Source organism: Phascolarctobacterium succinatutens (assembly GCF_958453765.1).
In the GTDB taxonomy this organism is placed as follows: Bacteria; Bacillota; Negativicutes; order Acidaminococcales; family Acidaminococcaceae; genus Phascolarctobacterium_A; species Phascolarctobacterium_A succinatutens_B.
The window spans coordinates 1-21,934 of the sequence record NZ_CAUDZA010000034.1 but is presented as its reverse complement, the minus strand read 5'-3'; the positions used below and the strand labels follow the sequence as shown (position 1 = coordinate 21,934).

The 21,934-nt window shown below is 48.2% G+C and carries 21 protein-coding genes; 18 read left to right on the top strand and 3 right to left on the bottom strand.

The features are described from left to right. The first annotated feature begins 167 nt into the window (after positions 1-167). The 3 genes from Q7Q81_RS10345 to Q7Q81_RS10335 all read left to right on the top strand — a co-directional run bounded on the left by Q7Q81_RS10345 (position 168) and on the right by Q7Q81_RS10335 (position 3,144). A complete protein-coding gene (locus Q7Q81_RS10345; RefSeq protein WP_210683997.1) occupies positions 168-1,442 on the top strand; it encodes an SLC13 family permease in 1,275 nt (424 codons plus the stop codon). Positions 1,443-1,595: 153 nt separating this feature from the next. Continuing rightward, positions 1,596-1,805: a hypothetical protein gene (locus tag Q7Q81_RS10340; RefSeq protein WP_304275901.1), complete on the top strand. Its 210-nt coding sequence runs from the start codon at positions 1,596-1,598 to the stop codon at positions 1,803-1,805. 64 nt (positions 1,806-1,869) lie between these two features. Then, entirely contained in the window at positions 1,870-3,144 is a 1,275-nt protein-coding gene (locus tag Q7Q81_RS10335; RefSeq protein WP_249747835.1) for an SLC13 family permease, read from the top strand. Between the two features lie 180 nt (positions 3,145-3,324). On the opposite strand, the gene Q7Q81_RS10330 is transcribed toward Q7Q81_RS10335, so the two are convergent. Continuing rightward, positions 3,325-4,899, bottom strand: coding sequence for a DUF4127 family protein (locus tag Q7Q81_RS10330; protein WP_304275896.1), 1,575 nt, complete (start codon positions 4,897-4,899; stop codon positions 3,325-3,327). A gap of 495 nt (positions 4,900-5,394) precedes the next feature. On the opposite strand from Q7Q81_RS10330, the gene thrS reads away from it, so the two are divergent. Further along, positions 5,395-7,188 carry a threonine--tRNA ligase gene (gene thrS, locus Q7Q81_RS10325; RefSeq protein WP_299822463.1) on the top strand — a complete coding sequence of 598 codons (1,794 nt, stop codon included), beginning with the start codon at positions 5,395-5,397 and terminating at the stop codon, positions 7,186-7,188. Positions 7,189-7,406: 218 nt separating this feature from the next. Here the strand turns inward: thrS and Q7Q81_RS10320 are convergent, their stop codons facing one another. Further along, a complete protein-coding gene (locus Q7Q81_RS10320) occupies positions 7,407-9,023 on the bottom strand; it encodes a DUF4127 family protein (RefSeq protein WP_304275893.1) in 1,617 nt (538 codons plus the stop codon). 261 nt (positions 9,024-9,284) lie between these two features. Here Q7Q81_RS10320 and rsmD point away from each other — a divergent pair, with 261 nt between their 5' ends. The 3 genes from rsmD (at position 9,285) to Q7Q81_RS10305 (ending at position 11,073) form a co-directional block, all read left to right on the top strand. After that, complete coding sequence (gene rsmD / locus Q7Q81_RS10315) at positions 9,285-9,842, top strand: 16S rRNA (guanine(966)-N(2))-methyltransferase RsmD (protein WP_304275891.1); 558 nt, start codon at positions 9,285-9,287, stop codon at positions 9,840-9,842. A 119-nt stretch (positions 9,843-9,961) separates the two neighbouring features. After that, positions 9,962-10,453, top strand: a complete 492-nt coding sequence (gene coaD / locus Q7Q81_RS10310) for a pantetheine-phosphate adenylyltransferase (RefSeq protein WP_276632818.1) — start codon at positions 9,962-9,964, stop codon at positions 10,451-10,453. A 20-nt stretch (positions 10,454-10,473) separates the two neighbouring features. After that, the gene (locus tag Q7Q81_RS10305; protein WP_304223938.1) at positions 10,474-11,073 is read left to right on the top strand and encodes a hypothetical protein; all 600 of its coding nucleotides are present in this window, start codon (positions 10,474-10,476) and stop codon (positions 11,071-11,073) included. Between the two features lie 106 nt (positions 11,074-11,179). On the opposite strand, the gene Q7Q81_RS10300 is transcribed toward Q7Q81_RS10305, so the two are convergent. Further along, positions 11,180-12,358: a nucleotidyltransferase gene (locus tag Q7Q81_RS10300; protein WP_304275889.1), complete on the bottom strand. Its 1,179-nt coding sequence runs from the start codon at positions 12,356-12,358 to the stop codon at positions 11,180-11,182. A 156-nt stretch (positions 12,359-12,514) separates the two neighbouring features. On the opposite strand from Q7Q81_RS10300, the gene Q7Q81_RS10295 reads away from it, so the two are divergent. The 11 genes from Q7Q81_RS10295 to fabF all read left to right on the top strand — a co-directional run bounded on the left by Q7Q81_RS10295 (position 12,515) and on the right by fabF (position 21,914). Beyond that, positions 12,515-13,723, top strand: coding sequence for an acetate/propionate family kinase (locus Q7Q81_RS10295; protein ID WP_293390401.1), 1,209 nt, complete (start codon positions 12,515-12,517; stop codon positions 13,721-13,723). Between the two features lie 106 nt (positions 13,724-13,829). After that, positions 13,830-14,333 carry a YceD family protein gene (locus Q7Q81_RS10290; protein WP_293692625.1) on the top strand — a complete coding sequence of 168 codons (504 nt, stop codon included), beginning with the start codon at positions 13,830-13,832 and terminating at the stop codon, positions 14,331-14,333. Between the two features lie 35 nt (positions 14,334-14,368). Beyond that, positions 14,369-14,548, top strand: a complete 180-nt coding sequence (rpmF, locus tag Q7Q81_RS10285) for a 50S ribosomal protein L32 (protein ID WP_021720064.1) — start codon at positions 14,369-14,371, stop codon at positions 14,546-14,548. A gap of 220 nt (positions 14,549-14,768) precedes the next feature. After that, a complete protein-coding gene (gene fapR, locus Q7Q81_RS10280) occupies positions 14,769-15,356 on the top strand; it encodes a transcription factor FapR (protein ID WP_210684007.1) in 588 nt (195 codons plus the stop codon). Continuing rightward, entirely contained in the window at positions 15,353-16,366 is a 1,014-nt protein-coding gene (gene plsX / locus Q7Q81_RS10275; RefSeq protein WP_304275886.1) for a phosphate acyltransferase PlsX, read from the top strand. The genes fapR and plsX overlap by 4 nt, the downstream gene beginning before the upstream one ends. A gap of 4 nt (positions 16,367-16,370) precedes the next feature. Beyond that, positions 16,371-17,360 (top strand): beta-ketoacyl-ACP synthase III, encoded by a 990-nt coding sequence (locus Q7Q81_RS10270; RefSeq protein ID WP_249747838.1) that lies wholly within the window; start codon positions 16,371-16,373, stop codon positions 17,358-17,360. Positions 17,361-17,519: 159 nt separating this feature from the next. Continuing rightward, the gene (gene fabD, locus Q7Q81_RS10265; protein ID WP_304275883.1) at positions 17,520-18,461 is read left to right on the top strand and encodes an ACP S-malonyltransferase; all 942 of its coding nucleotides are present in this window, start codon (positions 17,520-17,522) and stop codon (positions 18,459-18,461) included. A gap of 108 nt (positions 18,462-18,569) precedes the next feature. Next, the gene (gene fabG, locus Q7Q81_RS10260) at positions 18,570-19,313 is read left to right on the top strand and encodes a 3-oxoacyl-[acyl-carrier-protein] reductase (protein ID WP_021720058.1); all 744 of its coding nucleotides are present in this window, start codon (positions 18,570-18,572) and stop codon (positions 19,311-19,313) included. Between the two features lie 56 nt (positions 19,314-19,369). Continuing rightward, a complete protein-coding gene (locus Q7Q81_RS10255; RefSeq protein WP_021720057.1) occupies positions 19,370-19,600 on the top strand; it encodes an acyl carrier protein in 231 nt (76 codons plus the stop codon). 86 nt (positions 19,601-19,686) lie between these two features. Next, positions 19,687-20,637, top strand: coding sequence for an NAD(P)H-dependent flavin oxidoreductase (locus Q7Q81_RS10250; protein ID WP_040565456.1), 951 nt, complete (start codon positions 19,687-19,689; stop codon positions 20,635-20,637). 17 nt (positions 20,638-20,654) lie between these two features. Continuing rightward, complete coding sequence (gene fabF / locus Q7Q81_RS10245; protein WP_303711962.1) at positions 20,655-21,914, top strand: beta-ketoacyl-ACP synthase II; 1,260 nt, start codon at positions 20,655-20,657, stop codon at positions 21,912-21,914. Positions 21,915-21,934 lie beyond the last annotated feature (20 nt).

The following is a 21,934-nucleotide window of genomic DNA, read 5'->3' as shown; positions in this document are numbered from 1 at the left end:
GTAAATAAAATCATTTAAAATATTCTGAAAAACAGTTAAAAATGTTGCTTAAGTCACACATAGGTTGATGTTTTTAGGATAATATTAAGACAACGGGAATGTAGAAATAAACTGTGACAAGTTATGTTTATACATTACGTAAAAACTTATAAAAGGAGGAAACTGTTATGTCCCCTGCTATTAAGTGTTTGATTCTGTTGGCTGTGGTTGCATTATTTTTCATTACCGAACTTATTCCATTAGCAATCACTGCTACTGCCGGTGCTATCGCCTGCGGTCTGTTGGGGTTATTGCCTGCTAAGCAAGTTTTTAGCGGCTTATCCAATTCTACCGTAGTATTGTTTGCCGGCATGTTTGTCGTAGGTGCAGCGATGTTTTACACCGGTTTGGCACAGTCCATCGGTAACAAAGTTGTACACCTGTGCGGAACCGGTGAAAACAGCCTGATGTTTGGTCTGATGATTGTCGGCACTGCACTGTCTTCCGTGCTCTCCAACACCGGTACTGCGGCCTGCTTGCTGCCTGTAGCATTAGGCATCTGCTCCGCAGCAAAGATTCCTGCTTCCCGTCAGTTAATGCCTTTGGCATTTGCCTGCGGTTGGGGCGGTATCATCACCATGGTAGGCACACCGCCTAACATCATTGCAACCGGCGCTCTGACTGCTGCCGGCCTGCCGAGCTTTGGCTTCTTCGAATTTGCCTGGATCGGTATCCCCGTATCCATTGCCGGCATGCTGTACATGATGTTTATCGGTAAACACCTGCTGCCGAAGGTTGAGCTTGATGCTGACCAGGATATTGAGCAGGAAATCGAAGCTACCAGCACTGACAGCAAAAAACAGATTATCTCCGGTGCTATCCTGATTGCCGTTGTTCTGGTAATGGCTCTCGATATCAAAGGCGTAACTCTGGAAATGGCTGCTATTATTGGCGCGCTGATTTGCGTACTGACCGGCTGCTTAACCGAAAAACAGGCTTATGCTTCCATTGACTGGGTAACCATCTTCCTGTTCGCAGGTATGATGCCTGTATCCACCGCTATGGATAAAACCGGCGCCGGCAAGCTTATTGCTGAATGGACTGTTGGTCTGATGGGCGGCGATCCTTCTCCGATGGTTGTAACTGCTGTACTGTTTGCACTCTCCTGCATCCTTACTCAGTTCATGTCCAACACCGCGTCCGCAGCTCTGCTGTGCCCGATTGGTGTAGCAATTGCTAAGCAGCTCAACGCTGACCCGAAGGCTGTTATCATGGCAATCGCTGTTGCAGCATCCTGCGCATTCGCAACTCCGGTAGGTACTCCTCCGAATACTCTGGTTCTTGGCCCTGGCGGCTACAAATTCATGGACTATGTTAAAGCAGGTACCGGTCTGGTTATCGTATGCTTCATCGTATCCCTGATTGTAATTCCTATCGTATGGCCGTTCTTCCCGGGCAAGTGAGTTAAATGTAATATTTTGACAAATTAGTACTTACTTTACTTAAAAAACTAAAGAAAGTGGTAAAAATGCTGTGCGTTATTGCATGGCATTTTTGCTTTAATAAAAATGAGAGAGTTAGGCAAAATACAGTTGATAAAAGGGGTTTTGAAATATATGCAGTTAATTTTAAAAGAAAAAAATAACGCCTATGGATTTATGATAGCGTGGTCATATATGGAATATGAAGAGCTGGTGCTAAAAAATGTGTTGCTTGCGCAACAGAAGCGCAGAAAAAATGCTGTTATTATAAATTCAACAAAGCAAATAACAATACTTAATAAAGTAAAAAAGATTGCTTTGACATGTACTTTCACAAAGCTATAATTAAAGTTATATAATGTCCAGATGACATTGTATATAAAATTTTTTTACAAAGGAGGAACTTAAAATGTCCCCTGCAATTAAGTGTTTAATCCTCTTGGCAGTAGTTGCGTTATTCTTCGTAACCGAACTCATTCCTTTGGCAATTACTGCAACCGCTGGCGCTATTGCGTGCGGCCTGTTAGGCCTGATTCCTGCTAAACAAGTATTTAGCGGCTTGTCTAACTCCACCGTTGTACTGTTCGCCGGCATGTTCGTTGTTGGTGCAGCAATGTTCTACACCGGTTTAGCTCAGGCTATCGGTAACAAAGTAGTTCATCTGTGCGGCACCGGTGAAAACAGCCTGATGTTTGGCCTGATGGTTGTTGGCACCGTACTTTCTTCCGTGCTTTCCAACACCGGTACTGCAGCTTGCCTGTTGCCTGTAGCATTAGGTATCTGCTCTGCAGCTAAGATTCCTGCTTCCCGTCAGTTAATGCCTTTGGCATTTGCCTGCGGTTGGGGCGGTATCATCACCATGGTTGGTACACCTCCTAACATCATTGCAACTGGTGCAATGACCGCTGCCGGTCTCCCTGCATTCGGCTTCTTCGAATTTGCATGGATCGGTATTCCTGTATCTATTGCCGGTATGCTGTACATGATGTTCATCGGCAAACATCTGCTCCCGAAGGTTGAGCTTGATGCTGATCAGGAGATCGAACAGGAAATCGAAGCTAACAGCACCGATTCCAAGAAAATGGTCATCTCCGGTATTATCCTGCTGGCAGTTGTTATCGTAATGGCACTGGGTATCAAAGGCGTAACCCTTGAGATGGCTGCTATCATCGGCGCTCTGGTTTGCGTACTGACCGGTTGCTTGACTGAAAAACAAGCTTATGCTTCTATCGACTGGGTAACCATCTTCCTGTTCGCAGGTATGATGCCTGTATCCACCGCTATGGATAAAACTGGCGCTGGCAAACTCATCGCTGAATGGACCGTTAGCCTGATGGGCGGCTCTCCTTCTCCGTTGGTTGTAACCGCAGTTCTGTTCATCCTGTCCTGCGGCCTGACTCAGTTCATGTCCAACACTGCATCCGCAGCTCTGCTGTGCCCGATCGGTATTGCAATCTCCAAACAATTAGGCGCCGACCCGAAGGCAGTTCTGATGGCTATCGCTGTTGCAGCATCCTGCGCATTCGCAACTCCGGTAGGTACTCCTCCGAACACCCTGGTACTTGGCCCTGGCGGATACAAATTCATGGACTATGTAAAAGCTGGTACCGGTCTGGTTCTGGTAGCTTTCGTAGTATCCCTGGTTGTTATCCCGATGGTATGGCCGTTCTTCCCCGGCAAATAATACCAGTCTGACGAATAAAGCACCATATGCTTCGTCACAAATGCAAATCAATCCCCGTCGCAAAAGTGACGGGGATTTTTGTTGCCCAATTTTTTCTCATAGACTGGCAGATATAACCAATGAAATAATAAAAGCGCAGAGCTTTCAGCATTTGACTGAACTTCTCTGCGCTTTGGTCTTTTATTTCCTGATTTCTACGTCTACCTCGAATAAACGCTTCCAGGGAAAGGATAGGGTAAATCTGGTACCTCTTGTTATAGAATAGCTGTTTGCCATGTTCTGGCAGTCGGCGGTAATCTGCTGCAGGATGGTTTTTTCTTCTGTAGCAAGATCGTATTTCAAATCTTCGCGGTTATGCTTTTCCAGCTCGTTGGAAATATTGCGGCGGGCATTGCTCTGATAAAACCAATCGTCGATAAGGCGTTGGCGCAGCAGTCTGCTGCGTGCTTCGCTGCTCATATCGTGAGCGATAAGTCCTTGGGCGATGGCATAGCCTACGGCGTTGTCAGCTGTATTCCAACCGTTGTAGGCTGCTAACGGCTGCAGGTTGATGCTGTTTGCCAACAGGCTCATAAAGCCGTTGTCCGCACCGTTGGAATAGCTTATGTCAGCCAGAGAAACGTTGCGTCCGGAACGGAGCAGCTGTCCCAGGGTACCGACAAAGTTTTTATTGCCGGCAGATGCGAAGGGCTGGTTATCATCAGCGGTAGAATCCTTGACGATGCCGTCCTGCGGCGTATTGAGTGCTAAAATAAGATCGGCGTTATCTGCGGATGCTGCCTGTACTGCGCCGGCGGCGATAATCTGCTGCGGTACGCTGTCCTGCAGCCGTGCGTCGCTGTACTGGGGCAGGGTGGAGGCACCGGCTCCTACGCTGTACAGGGGATAAACGGAAGGTTTAGTGCCGTTGGCCTCGTTGTAGGCACGGGCGATTAAAAGCAGGCCGAGCTGATCAACTCCGTCCAAAATCTGAAAGCAGTCTCTGCTCATATCAAAGGTACTGAGGCTGATTTTGCGTCCTTCCATGTGCGTAGCGGAAAGAGTAGCGTTATCATCCTTGCCGATAGCAAAATAATGAAATTTACCGTTGCGGGCCATGCGTGTAAGCTCCTGGTTGACAAGCAGATTTTTTTCGCGTCGCTCCAGCCAGTCCCCCAGCTCAGCTTTTTTCATGTTGCGCTCCAGTGCCTGCATCGTCAGCTTTTCTGCAGGCGACAGCTTACCTTGGTCCTGTTTGTCAAGCAGCTGGCTGTAGGCAAAGATACTTGGGCCTATGGTGCTGTAGTAGGGCGGCTCTACGCGCCCTTTACTGGCGCGTGGGGTGCGCATAATCGTTGAAAAAGCATATAGCTTTATCGGCAGGGTAGTTTTCAGCTTGTAAAGATGATTAACGCGCTTTTGCAGCTCCTCCTGGCTTACGTTGTGTGTGCGCGAGCCGACAAGGCCGCCGTAAACAAGGCTGTCTGTGCTGATAACTGCGGCATCGGCTTTGGGAGCCTTGTGCTCCAGCCAGTCCCAGATAGCTTCGGGATTACCGTTTTTTTCGTTAGTGGCAATATATTTTTCAGGTGGCAGAATAATTTTACAGTTTGCAGCCTCCATTGTCTGCTGCACATAGGCAGAGCAGACAGGTCTGTTATCTAAGGGTACATAAAGAATAGTCAGGCGTTTGGCCTGGACGGAAACCGGCATCAGTAAAGCAGCTGTGCAGATGGCTGCTGCCAGCTTATGGTGCCGAAATGTGAATTTTGCCATGCGTACGCCTCCTTGATTATTAACAGTTCTGAATATATACGTTTTATAAAGGTTAATATACATGCACAAAGGACTCGTTATTTGGCATGTTTACAAGTAGAAGAATTTATTTTCTTATTATACTATGAAATAAAAGTTTTTTCCAGTGGAAGCTTGACAAGCATTGCCGGTGTGCTATAATAAACTGGTAAATGAAAATAGTAACAGTAATGCGAAGGAATTGCCGTCGTGGAGGGTTCTACAGAAAATGCTGCCGTGGCTGAGAGCAGCAGGAAGGAAACGAAGGGCGCACCGCCTTCAAACTGACTGCGGAACGCGCAAGCAAGTATGCCAGTCCGTATTACCGGCGTTAACGGTACCGAGTGGGCATATGTCACTACATATGTCAATGAGGGTGGAACCGCGGATAACTCCGTCCCTTTGGTGTGGGACCGGGGTTTATTTTTTTGCCCGGACTGCACTGTTTACGATACATCATGTTAGGAGGAAACAAAAATGTCTGAGGAAAACAAATTTAGCTTTGAAAACAAGGAATACCGCCAAACCTATTGGCATACCTGCTCCCATGTGCTGGCGCAGGCTATGAAGAGACTTCATCCTGATGTTAAGCTGGCCATCGGCCCTAGCATTGACAACGGCTTCTATTATGATTTCGATACTCCGGCTCCGTTCACTCCGGAGGATCTTGCTGCACTGGAAGGCGAAATGCGTAAAATCTGCAAAGAAAAGCTGAAATTAGAGCGCTTTGAGCTGCCGCGTGCAGAGGCTGTAAAATTCATGGAAGAAAAAGAAGAACCTTATAAAGTTGAACTGATTAACGACCTGCCTGAAGATGCGGTTATCAGCTTCTACAAACAAGGTGACTTCACTGATCTGTGTGCAGGCCCGCATCTTGATTCTACCGGCCGTATTAAAGGCAACGCTATTAAACTGACCTCCGCTACCGGCGCTTACTGGCGTGGCGATTCTAACCGCAAGATGTTGCAACGTATCTATGGTATTGCTTTCCCGAAGAAGGAAGAGCTGGACGCATATCTGGAACAGCAGGCAGAGGCTTTGAAGCGTGACCATAACAAACTGGGCCGTGATCTGGAATACTTCACTACTGTTGATTATATCGGCCAAGGTCTGCCTATCCTGCTGCCGAAAGGTGCACGTGTAATCCAACTGCTGCAACGTTGGGTTGAGGATGTGGAACAAAAACGCGGCTATCTGTTGACCAAAACTCCGCTGATGGCAAAACGCGACCTGTACCGCATTTCCGGTCACTGGGATCATTATCTTGACGGCATGTTCATCTTGGGCGACCCGCATGACGAAACTAAAGAATGCTTCGCTCTGCGTCCTATGACCTGTCCGTTCCAATATCAGGTTTTCCTGAACCGTCAGCGTTCCTATCGTGAGCTGCCGATGCGCTTGGGCGAAACCTCTACTCTGTTCCGTAACGAGGACAGCGGCGAAATGCACGGTCTGATTCGTGTGCGTCAGTTCACTATTTCCGAAGGCCATCTGATTCTTCGTCCTGACCAATTGGAAGAAGAATTTAAGGGCTGCCTGGATCTGGCTAAATACTGCCTGGAAACTGTAGGCATGCTGGATAAATGCACCTTCCGCTTCAGCCAATGGAATCCTGCAAACCCGAACAACAAATATGAAGGAACCGCTGAGCAATGGGATCATGCACAGGCTGCTATGAAGAAAATCCTTGATGACCTCGGTGTTAAATATGAGGTTGGCTTTGACGAGGCTGCTTTCTACGGTCCGAAGCTGGATATCCAGTTCCACAACGTATTCGGCAAAGAAGATACCATCGTTACTATTCAGATTGATATGCTGCTGGCAGAGAAATTCGGTATGTACTATGTTGATGAGAACGGCGAGAAGAAGCTGCCGTATATCATTCACCGTACTTCCCTGGGCTGCTACGAGCGTACTCTGGCATACCTCATCGAAACCTATGCAGGCGCACTGCCGACCTGGATGGCTCCGGAGCAGGTTCGTTTCCTGCCGGTAACCGACCGTGCTGTTGACTACTGCTATGAGCTGGCTCATAAGCTGGAGGCTAACGGCTATCGTGCAACTGTTGATGCACGCAATGAAAAAATCGGCAAGAAGATCCGTGAAGGTCAGCTGGAAAAAATTCCGTACATGCTGGTTGTCGGCGATCGCGATATGGAAAACAATACCGTTTCTCCGCGTAACCGTACCGAAGGCGATATGGGCGCTATGAGCTTCGAAGCATTTGAAGCAATCCTGAAGGATGTAGTTGATTCTAAGGCTAAAAAATAATATTTTCGGCTTCTGCTGAGATAAAAGAGCGAAGGCTGTTCTGTTAAAAGTGCAGTCTTCGTTTTTTAATTCTCAGGGTATTTGGGACTTTAGCATTGTAAATCTTGTGAGATTGGTCTTGAACATTTAAACAAGCCTCCGATATACTATTATACGAAGTTATATCAGAGGCTTGTTTTATTTAAGCGTATAGAGAGAAAATGCGCTTGTACTGTATTTTATTCTGTTTTTACGCCTGTATCTGTCCACACCTGCAGTTCTACTTCGAAAATTCTTGCCCAAGGGAGCTTGGCACCGACGCTGAGGTCGCGCAGATAATAGCTTTGGCCGTTTTGCTGATAAAAGGGTGTGCGTCCCAAATTATCGTGCAGCAGCTTATGTGCCTGCAGGCTGAGCTTTCCCTGAATATATTGCTCTGTTGCCGTTTTATCTTCGCTGTCCAGCTCTACGGGATTTATACCAAAGGCTTCCAGTGTTTGTCGCAGTTGGGGATGCACCAGCTTTTGGTAATAATAATCTTCGAGTATACGCTCTGCCGTAAAGTTCAGGTTGGCAGCGTAGAGTGCTGCCAGCCGCTCAGCGTCCGCATTTGCTGTCTGCAGCTGACGCAGACGGCCGCAGAAAAGCAGTCCCTGTGCTAAAGCAGTGCCTGACGAATTGCTGAAGGTGTTCCAGGCGGCGTAGGCAGCGAGCTTGTTGATTTGCACATTGTTTGCCAAAAGCTGCGGCAGCATCAGCTCTTCTGCTTCAAAGTTGGCGCTGCTGTCGATGAGTGCAACCATATAGCCTTGGTTCAGCATTTGCTGCAGCTCCTGTACCTGCTTGGCAGACGGACGGAAATCGTCGTTACCGCAGTTAACATAGCAGATGAGGTCTGCACTATCTGGAGTGCTTGCTTCTGAAGCTCCCATGAGCTTAAGCTGGTTGCGCAGCGCTGCACCGACGCAGACAGCCATATAGGGCATATCTGCACTTTCTGCTTTGGGAGAAGCATAATGCAGGTAAACTTTAGGCTGCCAGCCGCTTTGCTGCAGATAGTAGCGTACGAGCAGCAGGGAGGCGATTTCATCTGCGCCGTAGGTGAGCTGCGCCTGCTGCTGCAGCTTTTGGGCAGCGATGCTGCTTTGCAGTTTTACGGCACTGGCGTGTGGCAGTCCGATGGGTGAAGCATCGTCCTGACCGAAGGTTATCCGTCTGTCGTCTGTGGCAAGCTTAAGCAGGCCCAGGTTAAAGCGGTCGCTTTGCTGATAACGGCTGCGGTATTTATCCAAAACCTTGGCAGGAATTTTAGCTTCTGTGCAGCGCAGTTCCTGCGTGAGGGCGAAGCTGCCGGTGATGCGCACTATATCGGCAAGCTGAGAATAGCGCATCAGCTGATATTGATACCAACGGTCCGGTAAAAGCTGGTCACTGACGAGCAGACGCGGAATGACGGAGAAGATTGCCTGCTGCTTTGCCGGCGCAAACTGCTGCAGCTGCTTTAGCAGCGCATCCTCCTCTGTCGGGGTGGCGGTGTTCATGCGGGCGGCCAGCAGGCCGCCGTGCAGCAGATTATCGGCAGAAATGATGCTGTAATCGTATTTGGGCTGGTTTGTCTGCAGCCATTGTAAAAGTTTTTGTCTGTCAGACGGCGTCCGGTAGTTGTCAAGACAGGCTTTTGGCGGTAAAATTACATTTAGGCCTGCCAGCGTGCCCAGTTTTTGCACCATAGTGCTGCAGACGGGGCGGCTGTCCAGCGGCAGCAGTAAAATGCTTTGCGTTGGCGGTTGCTGCTTCAGTCTGAGCGGAGTGCTTGAAGGCAGCGCAAGGCGCAGGCAGATGCCTGAAATCAGCATTATGGAGCAAATTATGAAGATTATTTTGCTTGAATTGCGCATAAGGGTGTCCTTTGAAAGAAAATGTAGAGAATGTTTAAGATTAATTTCCCCCTTCCGTCAGCTCATTACATTCGCTGACACCTTCCCCGATGGGGCAGGCGAGAAAGTGATTACGAAAGCTGACTGCTTGCCTTCCCCTACGGGGAAGGTGCCGAACGAAGTGAGGCGAAAGGGGGCGAAATGCCATCTCAACCCAATTATAACACAGAGGAGCAGTATATGAGAATAATTACCGGCAAGGCCCGCGGCCTGCAGCTGACTGTACCTAAAACCTACGATGTACGGCCGACTGCGGACAGGGTTAAGGAATCTGTTTTTAATATTATAGGCAGTAAGATTATCGGTGCCGAGGTTCTGGACCTTTTCGCGGGTACAGGAAATCTTGGCTTGGAAAGCTGGAGCCGTGGTGCTGCGGCTGTCACGTTTATTGATGCGAGCAAGGAATCGCTGCGTCTGGTGCGCAGCAATATTGCCAAATGCCGTGCGGAGTCTGACTGCAGGGTGCTGCAGGGAAGTGCTCCGGCAGTTGCTGAAAGGCTGGCGGCAGCAGGGGAGCTGTTTGACTTTGCTTTTTGCGACCCGCCGTACAATAAGGGCTGGATTGAGCAGATAATTGCGCTTCTGGGCAAAAAGTCGTTTTTGCGTCCGGGAGGCTATCTGGTTGTGGAACGCAGCGCGCACAATGAACTGCCGGAGCTGCCTGCAGGCTGTGAGCTGGTACGCAGCAGCCGTTACGGTGAAACAATAGTGGATTTTATTTGTTATAATATGTTATAATATATAGTATTTTGGAGAATAAAAAGGATTCTCAGCTTTTATGTCGAATAAAATACAGAATATATTAGAGGAATTTCTTTGGTCATTTTTTGATTAAGGATAGATTAGGAGGTCTGGCTATGCGCAGAGCAGTTTGTCCAGGAAGCTTTGATCCTGTTACCAAGGGTCATATTGATATTTTTGAAAGAGCAAGTGCGATGTTTGATGAGCTGATTATCAGTGTTTTTCATAATCCCGGTAAGGATAAGGCTATGTTTTCCATGGAAGAGCGTGTAGAAATGCTTAGGGAGGCAACCAAGCATATTCCTAATGTAAGAGTAACCTGCTTTTCCGGCTTGCTGAATGAATTCTGCAAAAAGGAAGAGGCGCCTTTTATCGTCAGAGGCTTGCGCGCTTTTACCGATTTCGAGTATGAATTCCAAAGGGCGTTGCTTTTGAAAAAAATCGACAATGATCTGGAAACGGTTTTTATTATGACCAATGCCAAATATTCCTTCGTCAGCTCCTCCGGTGTGCGCGAGCTGGCAACCTTTGGCGGTCAGCTGAAGGATTTGGTGCCTGAATGTATTGAAGAACGCGTACGCAAGCATGTTTACAAAAAGTTTGAATAGATTTTAGAGGGGTTGATATCATGATTGAACGCAACAAAACTAACGTAGCACTTGATGGACTTTTTGAACAATTTCTTAATTTGATATCCGAGGCAAGACGTGTTCCTCTGGTAGATAAGATTATGGTTGATGAAAATGATCTGCTGAATATTATCGACGACCTTAAGGAAGCAATTCCGCGCGAAATCAAAAGTGCCAACCAGGTACTGGAGGAGCAGAAGAATATTGTCAACAAGGCTTATGCCGATGCTGACCGTATAGTGCAGCAGGCCAAGGATGAGGCTGAGCGTATTGTCAGCGTTGCTCAGGCTGAGGCTGATGCCAAGGTACAGCAGGAGGAGATTGTTAAGCAGGCCAATGCTGCGGCAGAAGATATCAAAGCCAATGCGCTGCGCTATCAGGAGGAAACCAAGACTGCTGCCGATGATTATGCTTTGCAGGTAAAACAGGATTCCCTGCAATATGCAGAGGATATGCTGGCTTATCTGAGCGGTAATCTGTCCAGTGCTTTGAAAGGCCTGGAAGAAAATAAATTAAACGTAGAAAATGAGATGCAGAATCTTAAGCTTCCGGCAGTTGCTGAGGATGCTCCGGAACAGGAAACTCCCGAGGAAGAATAAAGAACAAGAGCACTATAAAAGCTGTAACGATAAGCGTCATGCAAATGCGCCTGCGTTACAGCTTTTTTTGTTGCCTTAAAGAAGATTTCGGCAATATAGACTGATATTATCTTTTGCTGCTGACATAGACAGGGGACTGATAAAAGTCATTGCCGCTGCGGTTGAGTGCTGCATCTTTCTGCAGCAGGGACCACAGGTCGGTAGCGGTTACTTCTGCTGACAGTTGCGTCCGATAGGCGACGCTGTCGTTGCACAGGGCGTTTTTGCCAAGCTTATTGATGATTGGCAATTGAGCGCTTGTTTTCATCCGGTGCAGCAGCTGACGGCCGATGTTGTTGAAGGCCAGCACGCGCAGATAGGCCGGGGCTTGCTTCTGCCAGACTGCTTTCGGGAGGTCTAAAAGTATTTGCAGCAGCAGACGGCGAATACGGCTGGCAGTGTAGCGCTTGCTGCTGCAGGCAGCGAGCGCTGACTGCAGGCTTGTGCAGTCAGCAGCTTTGCTGAGCAGGTTTTCGATACCTTCGCTGGCTTCGCAGCGCTCCGCCAGCTGCTGCGGCGTGAGCAGACGCAGGCGATATTTCAGCAGCTGCCACAAAAGCTGTGCATTATAACCTCCGGCAGCAAGAGCTGCGTGCGTATAATCTGGTACAGCCTGCTGCCAGCTTTCGTTACCGTCCGCCATTGCCCGGCGGATGGCGCTGGCGCTGGCTATACTGTTGCCGATAGAGGTAGAGTTATAGCCCTCGTCCGTGCGCTGCAGATAAAGCGGTTGAATGTCTGCGGAAGTTTGCAGCAGTGCCTTGGTGTATTCCAAGGCCAAAATGTCATTAGGAGTGCGGAAGGCTGTATTCGCGCCTAAAATTTTTTCCCAGGCCTGCGCATAGCTTAAACCGTTTTGCAGCAGCTCACGCAGTCTTGCTTGCGCTTCAGCGCTGCAGGCAAGGCTTGCTGCTGCCTCGAAATCGCTTTGCGGATGCTCCGTGCCGCAGGCAAGGGTATTGACGCAGCCTGTGGCTGCTAAAAGCTGCACAGCGCCTTTGGCAAAGAATTCGGCACTGCGCAGTGTAAAGACGCAGGGGAGCTCCAGCACCAAATCGGCACCGCCCTGTACCGCGCAGGAGGCGCGCTGCCATTTGCTTAAAACGGCAGGCTCGCCGCGCTGCATAAAGCTTCCGCTCATGACGACAATGACCGGTTGCTGCGTCAGGCGCTTAGTTTCCTGTATATGATATAGATGACCGTTGTGAAAGGGATTATATTCGGCAATGATGCCTGTTGCCTGCATATTTTTTACCTCGCATGATTTTATCTCTGTGAATATTATAACATAGGCTGGGAATTGAGAAAATATTTCTGTTCAATTGGCCGCAAATAGTGTATACTAATAGTGTATTGGTATTTAAGACTCGATTTAATTTTGGCGTTGACCGGGAGGCTTATTGTGATTGTTTTCGTAGTAAATTGTGGCAGCTCCTCCATCAAATATCAGCTGATAAACATGGAAGGCGAGCGTGTCATGGCCAAAGGCCTGATTGAACGCATCGGTATGGAAGGTTCCACACTGAAGCATACGCCGGCAGGCAAATATACAATTGATTTAAAAGAGGAAATTCCCGACCATAAGGTTGGTATCCGTCTGGCTATTAAGGCGCTGACCAGCAAGGAATACGGCGTTATCAAGGATATGTCCGAGATTGATGCCGTAGGTCACCGTGTTGTGCATGGCGGCGAGCGCTTTACCGACAGCGTACTGATTACCAGTGACGTGCTGCGCGGTATCGAGGCCTGCTGTGAGATTGCACCTCTGCATAATCCGCCTAACCTGTACGGCATTAATGCCTGCATGGAAATTATGCGCGGTACACCGCAGGTGGCTGTTTTTGATACGGCCTTTCATCAGACGATGCCGAAGGTTGCATACCTTTACGGCCTGCCCTATGAAATGTATGTAAAATATGGTGTACGCCGTTACGGCTTCCACGGCACTTCACATAAATATGTGGCTCTGCGTGCTGCGGAGCTGATGCAGGAGCATATGAATGATTTGCGTATCATCAGCTGCCATTTGGGCAACGGTGCCAGCATCGCGGCAATCAAATACGGCAAATCTATTGATACGAGCATGGGCTATACACCGCTTGAGGGCCTGATTATGGGCACACGCAGCGGCGAGATTGACCCGGCAATTATTCCGTTCCTGATGGAAAAGGAAAATATGAATGCGCAGCAGATTGATGATTACCTGAACCGCCGCAGCGGTATTCTCGGTATCAGCGGTCTGTCCAGCGATTTCCGCGATCTGGAAAGCGCTGCTAACCGCGGCGATGACCGCAGTCAGCTGGCAATCGATGTTTTTGCCTACAAGGTAAAAAAATATATCGGCGGTTATGTAGCGGCAATGGGTGGTGTAGATGCTATTGTCTTTACCGCAGGCCTGGGCGAGAACTCTCCCTTTATGCGTGATAAAATCTGCAACGGCCTGGAATATCTCGGTACGCGCATTGATCCGGACCTCAACCAGGTACGCGGCAAAGAGCGCGAAATCAGCGTACGCCGTGCGCGTGTAAAAATTTTTGTTATCCCGACAAACGAGGAACTGGTTATTGCCCGCGATACATATAACATATGCCGCAGAATCATTAAGCTGTAGGCATTTGCATGAGGTTATAGTAACTGATAACAGTTTTTATCCGTACAAAGCATTTTTACTTGACAAAGAGCGGTAATACCGCTATAATTGTAACGATTGGTGAAATATGATTAAAATAAATGTCGCAGAAATCAAGAAAAGACTAGTCGGTGAAAAGACTCTTGCTTATGAGCTTTCGCCTGCTGAACTGGAAATAACACCTGAAGAGCTTGTTATTGACGGTACAGTAAATTTGGAAGGCACTATGAGCAATGCTGGCGATGTATTATTGCTGCAGGCTGTAATGACTGCCAAGGTACAACGTACCTGCGGCCGTTGCCTGAAGGATTTTACAGGTGTAGCCAGGGCAGAAGTTGTCGAGAAGTTTTATCCGGCAAGTGCTGAACATATTGAAAATGATGCTTTTGTCTACGATTCGGACGTTATTGACATAACGGAACCGCTTCGTGAAGGGCTGCTGCTTGCAGAGCCCATGCAGGCTCTGTGTAAGCCAGACTGCCGGGGACTTTGTCCCGTTTGTGGCGCTGATCTTAATGATGGTGACTGCGGATGCGACAGGTCCACTGTAGATCCGAGGCTGGCGGCATTAAAGCAATTCATCAAAAATTAAATTCACTTCATAGCACTGAGGAGGTGTATTGAGAAATGGCAGTACCTAAGAGAAAAATGTCCAAAGCCCGTCGTGACAGACGTCGTGCTAATTGGAAACTGAGCGTTCCTGGCATGGTTGAATGCCCGCAATGTCATGAAATGAAAATGCCGCATCGCGTTTGCCCTGAATGCGGTTACTACAATGGCAAACAAGTCATTGCTAAAGCTGAATAATTTTAAGCTGTTTATAAGGCCTTCGGAATTTTTTCCGGAGGCTTTTTACATGGTACGGTAAGATCTCCGATTTCACGGATAGTTAATTATGTAATTAAAGAAATTGGTGAAATGTAAGGGATATCACAAATTTTTTGCTAAAAAGCCCTTGCCAAAAACCTGCGATGCTCTTATAATAAAAACAGATATTATGAGCTGGTACTAAAAAGCAGGTGAGGTAATGACTTCTTCTAAAAAATTAATACGTCACAGAAGCTTGAAGAAGCTGCTTAGGGATAATCCCTTCAGCACTGATGAGCAACTGGCAAAAATGCTGGATGTCAGCGTACAGACAATTCGTCTGGACCGTGTTGCTCTGGGAATTCCTGAGCTGCGTGCCAGAACTCGTACTATGGCAGAGGAAGCTCAGACCAAGCTGCGTGCCATTGATAAAAAAGATATCGTGGGCGAGCTGCTGGATCTGGAGCTGAATAAAATCGGCATCTCAACGCTGAAGATTACACCGGATATGGTGCTTGAACGTACCGGAATCGCACGCGGTTATTATATGTTTGCCATGGCCAACACTTTGGCTCTGGCCGTTGTAGATGCGGAATATGCACTGACTGCTGTAGGTAATGTCAAGTATAAGCTGCCTGTCAATGCAGGAGCTGTGCTTGTAGCCCGTGCAGTGGTTACGCACCGCCGCATGGATAAATATTATATTTTTGTTTCCGTGAAAAACAATAACGAAGAGGTTTTTCGCGCTAAGTTCATTATTGTTTCTTTGGATAACAGAACTAAGCATGAGGGGGAGCAGGAAGCATGAAAATCGCCGTAGATGTTATGGGTACCGATTATGGTCCCAAAGAGCTTGTTTTAGGTGCAGTCAACGCTGTTAAAAAGTATGGCTGCGAAACTGTTTTGGTTGGCGATGAAAAAATAATCCGTGAGCTGCTGGTAAAATACGGTGCGGATAAAAATCCGAAGATTACTATTCATCATGCCAGCGAGGTAATTGCGATGGACGAGCATCCTGCGATTGCGGTTAAGTCCAAAAAGGACGCTTCTATCGTAGTTGCGGCAGGATTGCTGAGAAACAAGGAATGTGATGCCCTTGTTTCCTCCGGCAGCACCGGTGCTGCCGTTGCCTCAGCGCTTTTTTGCGTAGGCCGCATCAGGGGCGTGGAACGACCTGCTATTGCAACGCCGATTCCCAGCCTGAAGGGCACTACTGTAGTGCTTGACAGCGGCGCCAAGGTAGACGCAAAACCTGAGCATATGGTACAGAGTGCTATCATGGGTACGGTGTACGCAGAAAAAATTTTAAAAATTTCTCAGCCGAAGGTAGGACTTTTGAACATCGGTGAAGAAGAAACTAAGGGTAACGAACAAGCACTGGCAACCTACCCGCTTTTAAAGGATACTCGGACAATAAACTTTATCGGCAATGTTGAAGGACGTGACATCAACAAAGGCACGGTAGATGTAGTTGTCTGCGACGGTTTCGTCGGCAATGTTGTGCTGAAGTTCGGTGAAGGTCTGGCGAAGGCTATTATGACGCTGATCAAGGAAGCGATTATGAACGGCGGCATTCTGGCAAAGCTGGGCGGACTGTTAATCAAGCCTGCACTGAAAGGCCTGAAGAAACGTCTTGACCCTGCCGAATACGGCGGAGCTTTGCTGTTAGGCATCCGCGCGCCTTTTATTATCTGCCACGGCAGCTCCAAGGCCAAGGCAATTACCAATGCTATTCATGTAGCTATGGACTTTGCCGAGCAGGATGTTGTAAGTATCATCAAAGATAAGATTGCGGAATCAAAAGAAATGAGGAATTAGATAAATGACAAGAGCTGTTGGTATTTTAGGTTTAGGACATTATGTTCCTGAGAAGATTATCACTAATACAGACATGGAGAAAATTGTTGAGACCAGTGACGAATGGATTACTGAGCGCACCGGCATCAAGCAGCGTCACATCGCTGCTCCGGAAGAAGCAACCTCCGATCTGGCGTACAATGCTGCTGTAGAAGCACTGAAGGACGCCGGCGTTGCTCCGGAAGAGCTAGATCTCGTTATTGTAGGCACTGCTTCCTCCGACTATATTTTCCCGTCTACCGCTTGCCTGGTACAGGCTCGTCTGGGTGCTAAAAACGCAGCTGCCTTTGACCTGGCTGCAGGCTGCAGCGGCTTTGTTTACAGCCTTGCTGTAGCAAGCCAGATGGTTAAGAGCGGTCTGTATAACAAGATTCTGATTATCGGTGCGGAAACTCTGAGCCGTATTATGAACTGGACAGATCGTAACACCTGCGTTCTCTTCGGTGATGGCGCCGGTGCTGCTGTAGTTGGCGAGGTTGAAGAAGGCTACGGTGTACTGGGCATTGACATGGGTGCCGACGGCAACGGCGGCAAGTTCCTGCTGCAACCGGCAGGCGGCAGCCGTAATCCGGCAAGCGAAGAAACCGTTGCTGCCAAAGACCACACCATTCATATGAACGGTCAGGAGGTTTTCAAATTCGCTATCCAGATTATGGGCAAGACTGCAAAGCGTGCTCTTGCTAAGGCGAATATGAAGCCGGAAGAGCTGGATATGCTGTTCCCGCATCAGGCTAACTACCGCATCATCACCTCCGCTGCTAAGCGTCTGAAGATGCCGATGGATAAGGTTTGGGTAAACGTAGACAAATACGCTAATACCTCTGCCGCATCTATTCCTATCGCTCTGTGCGAGGCTCAAAAGGCCGGCGCACTGAAAAAAGGCGATAATATTATTCTTGACGGCTTTGGCGCAGGTCTGACCTGGGCAGCTATTGTCCTCAAATGGAGTAAATAATCCAAACGATAAGGGCCCATCTACTTTGTAATGGCTCCTAGGAGTAGCAGTAGTACACCGTCGTCGCCATTACTCGTATCTAAACCCTTCTCGTTTGTCTTGGTAGTATTTGATTATTATCGAAAGTTAATTATTATCGAAAGAGAGGTAATTTACACGATGAGTAAAATCGCATTCGTATTCCCCGGCCAAGGTTCTCAGACCGTTGGCATGTGCAAAGCTTTTTATGATGAATATCCTGTTGTAAAACATATTTTTGAAGAGGCTGATGACGCTCTTGGCTATTCCATCAGCAAAATGTGCTTCGAAGGTCCTGCTGAAGACCTGAAGCTGACCGCTAACACCCAACCTGCTATTCTGACCGCCAGCACAGCTTGTGCAGCAGTTCTGAAGGAGCATGGCGTAAGCTGCGATATCGCTGCAGGTCACAGCCTGGGCGAATACAGTGCACTGGTAAACACCGGTGCTCTGAAATTTGCTGACGCTGTACGCATTGTTAACAAACGCGGCCAGTTCATGCAAGAGGCTGTTCCCGTAGGCGAAGGCAGCATGGCTGCTATCCTCGGTTTGGACAGCGACAAAATCGTAGAAATCTGCCGCAGCGTAGAAGCTGAATCCGGCGAAGCAGTGCAAGCAGTAAACTTCAACTGCCCCGGTCAGGTTGTTATTGCTGGTGCTGTTAATCCTGTAAATAAAGCTATCGAAGCTCTGAAGGCTGCAGGTGCAAAACGCGCTGTGCTGTTGCCAGTAAGCGCTCCTTTCCACAGCACTCTGATGCAGCCCGCTGCAGCCCGCCTGGCTGAGGTTCTGGCTCCGATTGAAATCAAAGATATTACCGTTCCTGTTGTTGCTAACGTAACCGCTCAGGAAGTTACCAGCGGCGAAGAAATCAAAAAACTGCTCGTTAAACAAGCTGCTATGCCTGTTCTCTGGGAAACCAGCGTACGCAATATGGTTGCAGGCGGCGTAGACATTTTTGTTGAGGTTGGCCCGGGCAAGGTTCTGACCGGCTTCACCAAGAAGATTGCCAAAGGCATGATGGCTCTCAACGTTGAAGACGCTGCCAGCCTGGAAAAAACCTTAGCTGAGCTGAATAAATAATTCACCAGGCTAAACTGTCAGCTTCGCAATTCCCCTAAACGTACATGCAGTATGTATTTGTGAAGACCAAATGACAGATGATGAATTGAAGGATAAGGAGAACTTGCAATGAAGTTAGAAGGTAAAAAAGCTCTCGTAACCGGCGCTTCCCGCGGTATCGGCCGTGCAATCGCACTGGCTCTCGCTGCAGAAGGTGCTGACGTTGTTGTAAACTACGCAGGCAGTGAAGCTGCTGCTAAAGAGGTTGCTGCAGAAATCGAAGCTATGGGCCGTAAGGCTTTCGTAGTGCAGGCAGACATTTCCTCCAACGAAGCTGCTACTGCTATGGTAGATGAAGTTGTTAAAGAATTCGGCCGCATTGATATCCTCGTAAACAACGCAGGCATTACCCGTGATGGTCTGCTGATGCGTATGAAAGAAGAGGATTGGGACGCAGTTCTGACCACTAACCTGAAGGGTGTGTTCAACTGCACCAAGGCCGCTGTCAAATACATGATGAAACAAAAGGCCGGCAAAATTGTCAGCATCAGCTCTGTTGTTGGTCTGATGGGCAATGCTGGCCAGGCTAACTACGCTGCTGCTAAGGCTGGCGTAATCGGCTTTACTAAATCCGTTGCTAAGGAAGTTGCTGCTCGCGGCATTAACGTGAACGCTGTTGCTCCCGGCTTTATTAAAACGGATATGACAAGTGTACTTTCCGACAAGGTTGTTGAAGGTATGCTGACTTCTATACCCTTACACAAATTGGGTGAAACTACTGATATTGCCAAGGCTGTTGTCTTCCTTGTGAGCGATGACGCCAATTATATTACCGGACAGACTTTACATGTTGACGGTGGTATGGTAATGTAATAGGGGGCCCATTTGGGAGACCTGCAACTTTACCTATTGGAAGGAGGTGAATCGTAATGAGCACTTTCGAAAAAGTAAGAGACATCACTGTTGAACAACTGAGCGTTGACGCTGACGAAGTAAAGATGGAATCCGCTTTCATCGATGATCTCGGCGCTGACTCCCTCGATATCGTTGAGCTGATCATGGCTTTCGAAGAGGAATTCGGTGTTGAAATCCCTGATGAAAAAGCTGAAAAAATCCGCACTGTAGCTGACGCTGTTAAACTGCTGGATGAAGAAAAATAATGCTTTACCTGCTTATGTTTAGGGAACCCCTTGAGGGTTCCCTGGCACAAGCTACTCTACTCTAGTCCTGAAATGGGGGATATTTGTTGAAACTACCAGTGCTGAAAATCGGTAAGCTTGTTGCTGAAGTACCGATTATACAAGGAGGCATGGCTATCAGGCTGTCTACAGCCCGTTTGGCAGCTGCTGTAGCTAAAGAAGGCGGTATAGGACTTATCGCAGCGTCCGGCATGAGCTTTGACGAACTGCGTACAGAAATACGTCTGGCAAGAAAACTTACAGGCGGCAAAGGCATTATCGGTATTAATGCAATGTTTGCGGCAAGAGAGTTTTTAGGTCTGATTACTACCGCTGCACAAGAGAAAATAGATTTAATCGTAGCCGGCGCCGGTTTTTCAAGAGATATTTTTGCCGTCGGACGTAAATATGGTGTCGAAGTAGTACCAATTGTTTCTTCTGTAAAACTGGCTAAGATTTCTGAGAAGCTGGGAGCCTCTGCTATCGTTGTCGAAGGCACCGAAGCAGGCGGTCACTTGGGAACTCAGCAATCGATTAAAGAGATACTTCCGGAGATTGTTAAATCCGTTAATATACCTGTTATTGCTGCCGGCGGCGCTGTCTGCGGCAGTGATGTTGCCGAGCTTCTGAAGCTGGGCGCAAGCGGTGTGCAGATGGGCAGCAGATTCGCTGCCAGTGAGGAATCCAACGGCGCACCTGCTTTGAAAGAATTCTATCTTAAAATGACTAAAGAAGATGTTGTGCAGATTGACAGCCCTGTAGGCTATAAGGGACGCGCTATCCGCAATCCGTTTGCACAGTTATCTTTAGAAAATAAAGCTCCTAAACCCACCACCTGCGATTTGTGCTTAAAGCACTGCACCCACAGCTTCTGTATTATCAGAGCGCTGACACGTGCACAGCAGGGTGACGTAGAAACCGGTCTTGTTTTCACCGGTGCCAATATGTGGAAAATCAAGGAAATTCTGCCTGTAAAAGAAATCTTCAGGCGCATAAAGGATGAAATTTCAAAAATTTGATTACGAGGTGAACTATTTTGAGTAAAAGAAGAGTTGTAGTAACTGGCGTTGGCCCTGTAACTCCTATCGGTATCGGCAAGGATACCTTCTGGAATAACCTGGTTGCCGGTAAATCTGGTATCGGCCCTATCACTCAGTTTGATACTACTGATTTCACAGTAAAGATTGCCGGTGAGGTTAAGGATTTTGATTACACTGCTTTCATTGATAAAAAAGAAGGCAAGCGTATGGACCGTGTAACCCACTTTGCAGTTGCTGCTGCTAAGCTGGCTATCGAAGATGCTAAGCTGGATATGAGCAAGGAAAATCCTCTGCGTTGCGGCGTTTGCGTTGGCAGCGGTATCGGTGGCATCCACACCTTCCTGGAGCAATCCCTGAAGTTGGGTTCCAAAGGCCCGTCCAAAATCAGCCCGTTCTTCATTCCGATGGAAATCCCGAACATGTCTGCAGGCCAGATTGCTATTGCAACCGGTCTGAAAGGTCCTAACACCGCTATCGTAACTGCATGTGCTACCGGCACCAACTGCATCGGCGACGCTCTGCGCACCATTCAATACGGTGATGCTGACGTAATGCTGGCAGGCGGCACCGAAGCTGCGGTTTCCCCGATTGCTATTGCTGGCTTTGCTAACATGAAGGCTCTGTCCACCAATAACGAAAACCCTGAAGCAGCATCTTGCCCGTTTGATAAAAAGCGTGATGGCTTTGTAATGGGTGAAGGCGCAGGCGTTCTGGTTCTTGAAGAGCTGGAGCATGCTAAAGCTCGTGGCGCACACATCTATGCTGAGCTGGCAGGCTTTGCTATGAACTGCGACGCATATCATATCACCGCTCCGGACCCGACCGGCGAAACTCCGGCTGCCTGCATCGCTGCAGCAGTTGCTGACGCTGGCGTAAAACCGGAAGAGGTTGACTACATCAATGCTCATGGTACTTCCACCCATCGTAATGACCTGGGCGAAACCATTGCCTTCAAGAAGGTATTTGGCGAGCATGCTTACGAACTGTGCATCAGCTCCAACAAATCCATGATTGGCCATCTGCTGGGCGCTGCCGGCGGTGTAGAAGCTATTGCTACCGTTATGACTATCGAAAACGATATCATTCCGCCGACCATCAACTACAAGGATAAGGATCTGGATGATCCGGAAGGTCCGCTGGATCTGGATTATGTACCGAACGAAGCTCGTAAGAGAGTTGTTAATGTTGCACTGAGCGACAACCTGGGCTTTGGCGGTCACAATGCTTCTATCGTATTCAAAAAATACGTTGATTAATAAGCAGGATTGATTAAAAT

Excerpts from the sequence above, each read along its gene's own strand:
- fapR (WP_210684007.1), top strand. The coding sequence starts at position 14,769 with ATGACTTCTTCTAAAAAATTAATACGTCACAGAAGCTTGAAGAAGCTG.
- Q7Q81_RS10270 (WP_249747838.1), top strand. The coding sequence starts at position 16,371 with ATGACAAGAGCTGTTGGTATTTTAGGTTTAGGACATTATGTTCCTGAG.
- Q7Q81_RS10290 (WP_293692625.1), top strand. The coding sequence starts at position 13,830 with ATGATTAAAATAAATGTCGCAGAAATCAAGAAAAGACTAGTCGGTGAA.
- rsmD (WP_304275891.1), top strand. The coding sequence starts at position 9,285 with ATGAGAATAATTACCGGCAAGGCCCGCGGCCTGCAGCTGACTGTACCT.
- fabG (WP_021720058.1), top strand. The coding sequence starts at position 18,570 with ATGAAGTTAGAAGGTAAAAAAGCTCTCGTAACCGGCGCTTCCCGCGGT.
- Q7Q81_RS10255 (WP_021720057.1), top strand. The coding sequence starts at position 19,370 with ATGAGCACTTTCGAAAAAGTAAGAGACATCACTGTTGAACAACTGAGC.
- plsX (WP_304275886.1), top strand. The coding sequence starts at position 15,353 with ATGAAAATCGCCGTAGATGTTATGGGTACCGATTATGGTCCCAAAGAG.
- thrS (WP_299822463.1), top strand. The coding sequence starts at position 5,395 with ATGTCTGAGGAAAACAAATTTAGCTTTGAAAACAAGGAATACCGCCAA.
- Q7Q81_RS10340 (WP_304275901.1), top strand. The coding sequence starts at position 1,596 with ATGCAGTTAATTTTAAAAGAAAAAAATAACGCCTATGGATTTATGATA.
- Q7Q81_RS10320 (WP_304275893.1), bottom strand. The coding sequence starts at position 9,023 with ATGCTGATTTCAGGCATCTGCCTGCGCCTTGCGCTGCCTTCAAGCACT.
- Q7Q81_RS10345 (WP_210683997.1), top strand. The coding sequence starts at position 168 with ATGTCCCCTGCTATTAAGTGTTTGATTCTGTTGGCTGTGGTTGCATTA.
- rpmF (WP_021720064.1), top strand. The coding sequence starts at position 14,369 with ATGGCAGTACCTAAGAGAAAAATGTCCAAAGCCCGTCGTGACAGACGT.
- Q7Q81_RS10300 (WP_304275889.1), bottom strand. The coding sequence starts at position 12,358 with ATGCAGGCAACAGGCATCATTGCCGAATATAATCCCTTTCACAACGGT.
- Q7Q81_RS10335 (WP_249747835.1), top strand. The coding sequence starts at position 1,870 with ATGTCCCCTGCAATTAAGTGTTTAATCCTCTTGGCAGTAGTTGCGTTA.
- coaD (WP_276632818.1), top strand. The coding sequence starts at position 9,962 with ATGCGCAGAGCAGTTTGTCCAGGAAGCTTTGATCCTGTTACCAAGGGT.
- Q7Q81_RS10330 (WP_304275896.1), bottom strand. The coding sequence starts at position 4,899 with ATGGCAAAATTCACATTTCGGCACCATAAGCTGGCAGCAGCCATCTGC.
- Q7Q81_RS10305 (WP_304223938.1), top strand. The coding sequence starts at position 10,474 with ATGATTGAACGCAACAAAACTAACGTAGCACTTGATGGACTTTTTGAA.
- fabD (WP_304275883.1), top strand. The coding sequence starts at position 17,520 with ATGAGTAAAATCGCATTCGTATTCCCCGGCCAAGGTTCTCAGACCGTT.